The sequence below is a fragment of the Anaerosporobacter sp. genome (assembly GCF_965301125.1).
Map to the genome: position 1 here is coordinate 1 of NZ_CBDLAM010000219.1, position 5140 is coordinate 5140.

The window sequence follows — 5140 nt, forward strand, 5'->3', positions numbered from 1 at the left end:
GTAACCCATTTCACATCTTTTTCAATGCGGTATCTTCTTATGTAATCCGAATCTAGACTTAATTTATAATAATAATTCGTCGCTGTTTCTGGTGATTCTTCATACTTCTCCCAAAATGTATGTATCACTTCGGAAGGTCTTGGCATCAATTTGCTCATTATCTTTGTATCAAATAAATCACGATAAACAATGCTATCTTCCTTAATTATTCCATGGTCAACCACATAATCAAGCATTTCATTTAAAGTTTCTTCCAAAGAGAATGTTTCATTATATGTACCATCTTCATCTTCTAACTCGCTAAGTTCGAATAATTCCAACAGGGTATTTATTGTAAATACCCTGTCTTCTTCTTTAATTAATTCATTATCCAAAGCATACTTAACAAGCTTTTGAATATTGTTAGAAATCATCTATTTACCTCCAAAACCATTTGGATGTGTGCTATGCCATTTCCAAGCAGATGCTATAATTTCTTCTAAGTCAGCATGTTCTGGTTTCCAGCCAAGTACGGTTCTAGCTTTATCACTTGAAGCGATTAATTGTGCTGGATCTCCTGCTCTTCTAGGAGAAACAACAGCTTTGATTTCATGACCAGTTACTTTTCTAGCTGTATCAATAACTTCTTTAACTGTAAAACCTACACCATTACCAAGATTGAAGATATTGCTTTCTCCTCCTTCAGCAAGGTATTTCACGGCAAGAATATGCGCCTGTGCTAAATCTGTTACATGAATGTAATCTCTTACACATGTACCATCTTTCGTATCATAATCTTCACCAAAAATTGATATGGCTTCTCTTTGTCCATTTGGAACTTGTAATATTAATGGTATAAGATGACTTTCTGGATTATGAGCTTCACCAATCGTTCCACTTTCATGAGCGCCACATGCGTTGAAGTAACGTAATGATACATAACGAAGGTTATGTGCTAAAGAAGTCCATTTGAACATCTTCTCCATAGATAATTTCGTTTCACCATAAGTATTCGTTGGTTCTGTTTTGTCCGTTTCAAGAATTGGCACTCTCTCTGGTTCTCCATAAGTTGCTGCTGTAGAAGAGAATACAATCTTATCAATACCGTGAGCAACCATAGCCTCTAGTAAAACTTTCGTTCCACATAAGTTATTATCATAATACTTAAGCGGATTTTCCATACTTTCTCCCACTAAAGAGTTTGCAGCGAAATGAATTACCGCATCTATTTTTTCTTTCGCAAAAACACTGTCTAAAAATGCACGATCTCTAATATCTCCTTTGTAGAAACGAGCCTTTTCATGAACTGCCTCAATATGTCCTGTCTCTAAATTATCAATAATAACAACATCTTCACCTTTATCAATTAACTCATAAACTGTGTGTGATCCAATGTAACCTGCTCCACCTAAAACTAAAATTGTCATATTGTTACTCCTTTCTTAGTAGACCTACTCTTATATTATACACGGTCCATTTCCAATTTCAACCACATAAAAATCTGCTTTATAACCTATCTTTCGTAGATATGCTTCTCCAACATTCTTAGCGAATGCATCGATTGCCTCTTCTTTTACAATACTAACCGTACAGCCACCAAAACCAGCACCTGTCATTCTTGAACCGATAACTCCATCTTGTGCTATAGAAGTCTCTACTAAGGTATCTAATTCAATCCCTGTTACTTCATAATCATCACGAAGTGATACATGAGATTCATTCATTAATTTACCAAAAGTAATAATATCATTTTCCTTTAATGCTTTTACTGCTTTTATTGTTCTTTGATTTTCGTATACTGCATGTTTCGCACGCTTTCTTCTAACTTCATCTTGAATTGCATCTTTGTATTGTTCAAATTGCTCTTCTGTAAGATCACCTAACGTATTAATAGATACAACTTTCTTTAATTCCTCCAGTGCTGTTTCACATTCTGTTCTTCTTTCGTTATATTTAGAATCGCCTAATCCGCGTTTCTTATTACTACAAATAATCACAATCTTTGCACCATCTAGCTGTATTGGTGCATATTCATAATTAAGATTACTTGTGTCAAGGAATATCGCATGATCTTTCTTTCCCATAGCGATTGCGAACTGATCCATTATACCACAATTTACACCAATGAACTCATTCTCTGCATACTGACTGATTAATGCAATATCTATTAAAGATGTATTAAAGCCAAATGTTTGATCTAATATGTATCCAGTTACAACCTCAATAGATGCTGAAGAAGATAAACCTGAACTATTCGGTATATTCCCATAATACAAGATATCCATACCTGAATCAATCTTCATACCTTTCTCAGCAAATGCCCAAACAACTCCTTTCGGATAATTGGCCCAATCGTCTTCTTTCGCGTAGGTTAAATCGTCTAAAGAAATTGTGATGATTCCTAGTTCATCAAAATTAACAGAATATAAACATAAGTTACGACTAGAATTCTTTCTAGCAATTGCATAAGTTCCAATTGTTAAAGCACACGGAAATACATGACCTCCATTATAGTCTGTATGTTCTCCAATAAGATTTACTCTTCCCGGAGCAAAGTATGAAGTAATCTCTCCTCCAGGTCCAAAAACTTCAATAAACTTTGCTAATAATTCTTCCTTAATTTTTTGCACAGCTTATCTCCTTTCGCTTTTATCTTAATACTTTAATACATTTTTTTTGTTTTATAACATATTTTTTGTTCTTAATCGTATTTTACATCAATTAAAACTTGATGTAAATACATTTCTTTTATTTATTTATAGATTTTCATAACGATATCTTGTTCATAATCACCAAAACCGTTTCCGAACAAATTCATTCCACCTTTATGAATCGCATTTTCTTTCACACCGATTCGAACAGATATATACTCCCGTTCAGATAACGCATACTCTTTAATGGTTTTTCTAGTATATTTTTCATCATCTAGATATATCCCATCTGTAGTAATTGCCCATGTTTTCAACATACCATATTGACTATTCTTATCTGGCCACCAGTCTGGATTTAATCTTCCTCTTCGTCCACCAAAATCGCTTGGGCACTCCCACGTAGCTACTTCTATACCATTTATCCATAATGTTATATCAGAAGGATAATCAATGTTATAATCATGATCTTCTGAGCACAATTCCGCTGAGATTTCAATTCTACTTGGCTCTATGGATTTAATACTATTGTTGGGAAATCTATATTCTACATAACCATCACCAAGCCATAATAATTTGGCTTGCACTCGCTCTGGATTATAGAAACATCTGGGTTCATCTTCATCATCAATTGGCCCTTTCAGACTAACAATCCCACATGTTGGTGATACTTTATAATCAACATAATTACCAATAGGCATATGAATCGTCTCAATCTGTTGATGGCTAATTTGCTTTGTCTGTAGACTTACTCCAATACGTTCTACCTGCAACGTACATAATTTCATTGATCCACGAATTCCAGGTAACAAAGTAGTGTGAATGAGTCCAGCCTCTTCTAATACACGAATGTGAGCTGCTGCCGATGACGGCGCTAATTCAAGCTTTTCTGCAATTTCATTGATATTATATTCCTGTCGGTATAATAACTTAATAATATCTATACGTACTTCTGATGACAAAGCCTTTCCGACTATAGCTAATTTATTATCATCAAGATTTAAATCTATAGAATTTAGCATAATGCCAACATACTCCTTTATGACAGAATTTTTGTTATAATCAGTATATCATAGATGGCACACATCTACAATAGTACTCTTTTCTTCACCTTTTCTTTGAATACTTATATTTCCTGTGATATAATGAAACTGACAACTATTTATATTTATCTCACACGCGATAAATCTCTGAATAGTAAGCCTATATACTTAAAGCAAAGGAGGATGAATATGGATATTACAGCACTTTCAACTGGTTTAAGTCAATCCAACCTCATGACACAGGTTAGCGCATCTGTCTTAAAAATGTCTATGGAGACAGTTGAGCAATCTATGGATAACATGGTAAAGTTAATGGAAACTTCCGTTAATCCTAACCTTGGTAGTACAATCGATATTTCTATCTAGGGTATAGCTGTTGCAAAATCAAGTAGCAAAGTTATGTTATATTTTGCAACAGCTACTCATTATTTCGTATATTTATCTAACCAATTAAGGATATCCTTATAAACCATTTGTCTATCTGTCTCATTCAAAATCTCATGACGATCATTCTCATACAAACGAATTGATATATCTTTGATACCTGCTTTTTTATAGACATTATAAACATGTTCAACACCTTTACCATAATCACCAACAGGATCCTCTTTACCAGCTACTATGAATAAAGGAAGATTTTTCGGTATCTTATTGATATTGGAAGATTTCTGAATGAATCCAAGTGCCTCTAAAATCATTTGATATCCATTCAATGTAAACTTAAAGGAACAAGCAGGTTCATTGCAATACCATTTGCAAATCTCCTCATCTTTTGTTAGCCATTCTTTACCATCAGGATTATCACTAAAACGTTTATTATAAGTTCCAAACATTAATTTTTCGATAAACTTACTACGATGCTTGTCTCCGAATATGACTTGCCATATATGGATGAGTAATTTACCGCCGGTTATCATAATCTTAGGTTTACTACCAGTTCCCATAATAATTGCAGCATCTAATTCTTTTCCATAGGTCATAAGATAACGCCTTGCAACAAAGGATCCCATGCTATGACCTAATAAAATAAGCTTTGTATTAGGAAATTCTTCTTTGATTCTACAACTTACTTGATAAACATCATCCACAACGGTTTGACTTGCTTGCTTCTTAACAAAATATCCCCACTCATCTTGACTATTAACCGTATTACCATGGCCGAGATGATCATGCCCAACAACTACATATCCGTTCTGAACAAGATATCTCGCAAATTCATCATAACGGTCAATAAATTCAATCATTCCATGGGATATTTGAAGTACAGCTTTCACCTTTTCACTACTCTTTGGTTTCCACATGGTAACATTCAATTTATGGATCCCATCTTTAGAGAGAATCTTAAAATTTTGTTTTTCAACTGTTAACAAATCAGTTTCCACCTTTCTTCTTTTGTAATAACATAACTGTCTATTACTTATACTCATCTTGCATTTACAGCTTATGAATATATTACTTACAATTATACAA

5 protein-coding genes and 1 pseudogene are annotated in these 5140 nt (G+C 33.8%); 1 reads left to right on the forward strand and 5 read right to left on the reverse strand.

The annotated features are described in order from the left end of the window. The 4 genes and pseudogenes from ACW2QF_RS17115 to ACW2QF_RS17130 form a co-directional block, all read right to left on the reverse strand. Nucleotides 1–413: pseudogene (locus ACW2QF_RS17115) on the reverse strand (UDP-glucose--hexose-1-phosphate uridylyltransferase); the annotation flags it as partial. After that, nucleotides 414–1406, reverse strand: a complete 993-nt coding sequence (gene galE, locus ACW2QF_RS17120; RefSeq protein ID WP_455717229.1) for a UDP-glucose 4-epimerase GalE — start codon at nucleotides 1404–1406, stop codon at nucleotides 414–416. A gap of 30 nt (nucleotides 1407–1436) precedes the next feature. Next, a complete protein-coding gene (locus ACW2QF_RS17125) occupies nucleotides 1437–2600 on the reverse strand; it encodes a galactokinase (protein ID WP_455717234.1) in 1164 nt (387 codons plus the stop codon). 131 nt (nucleotides 2601–2731) lie between these two features. After that, nucleotides 2732–3649 (reverse strand): ArsR/SmtB family transcription factor, encoded by a 918-nt coding sequence (locus tag ACW2QF_RS17130; RefSeq protein WP_455717230.1) that lies wholly within the window; start codon nucleotides 3647–3649, stop codon nucleotides 2732–2734. Between the two features lie 210 nt (nucleotides 3650–3859). Between ACW2QF_RS17130 and ACW2QF_RS17135 the strand changes: the two genes are divergently transcribed. After that, nucleotides 3860–4036, forward strand: coding sequence for a YjfB family protein (locus ACW2QF_RS17135; protein ID WP_455717231.1), 177 nt, complete (start codon nucleotides 3860–3862; stop codon nucleotides 4034–4036). A gap of 59 nt (nucleotides 4037–4095) precedes the next feature. Here ACW2QF_RS17135 and ACW2QF_RS17140 read toward each other — a convergent pair. Further along, nucleotides 4096–5140 (reverse strand): alpha/beta fold hydrolase (locus ACW2QF_RS17140; RefSeq protein WP_455717232.1); only part of this gene is annotated, 1045 nt, incomplete at its 5' end.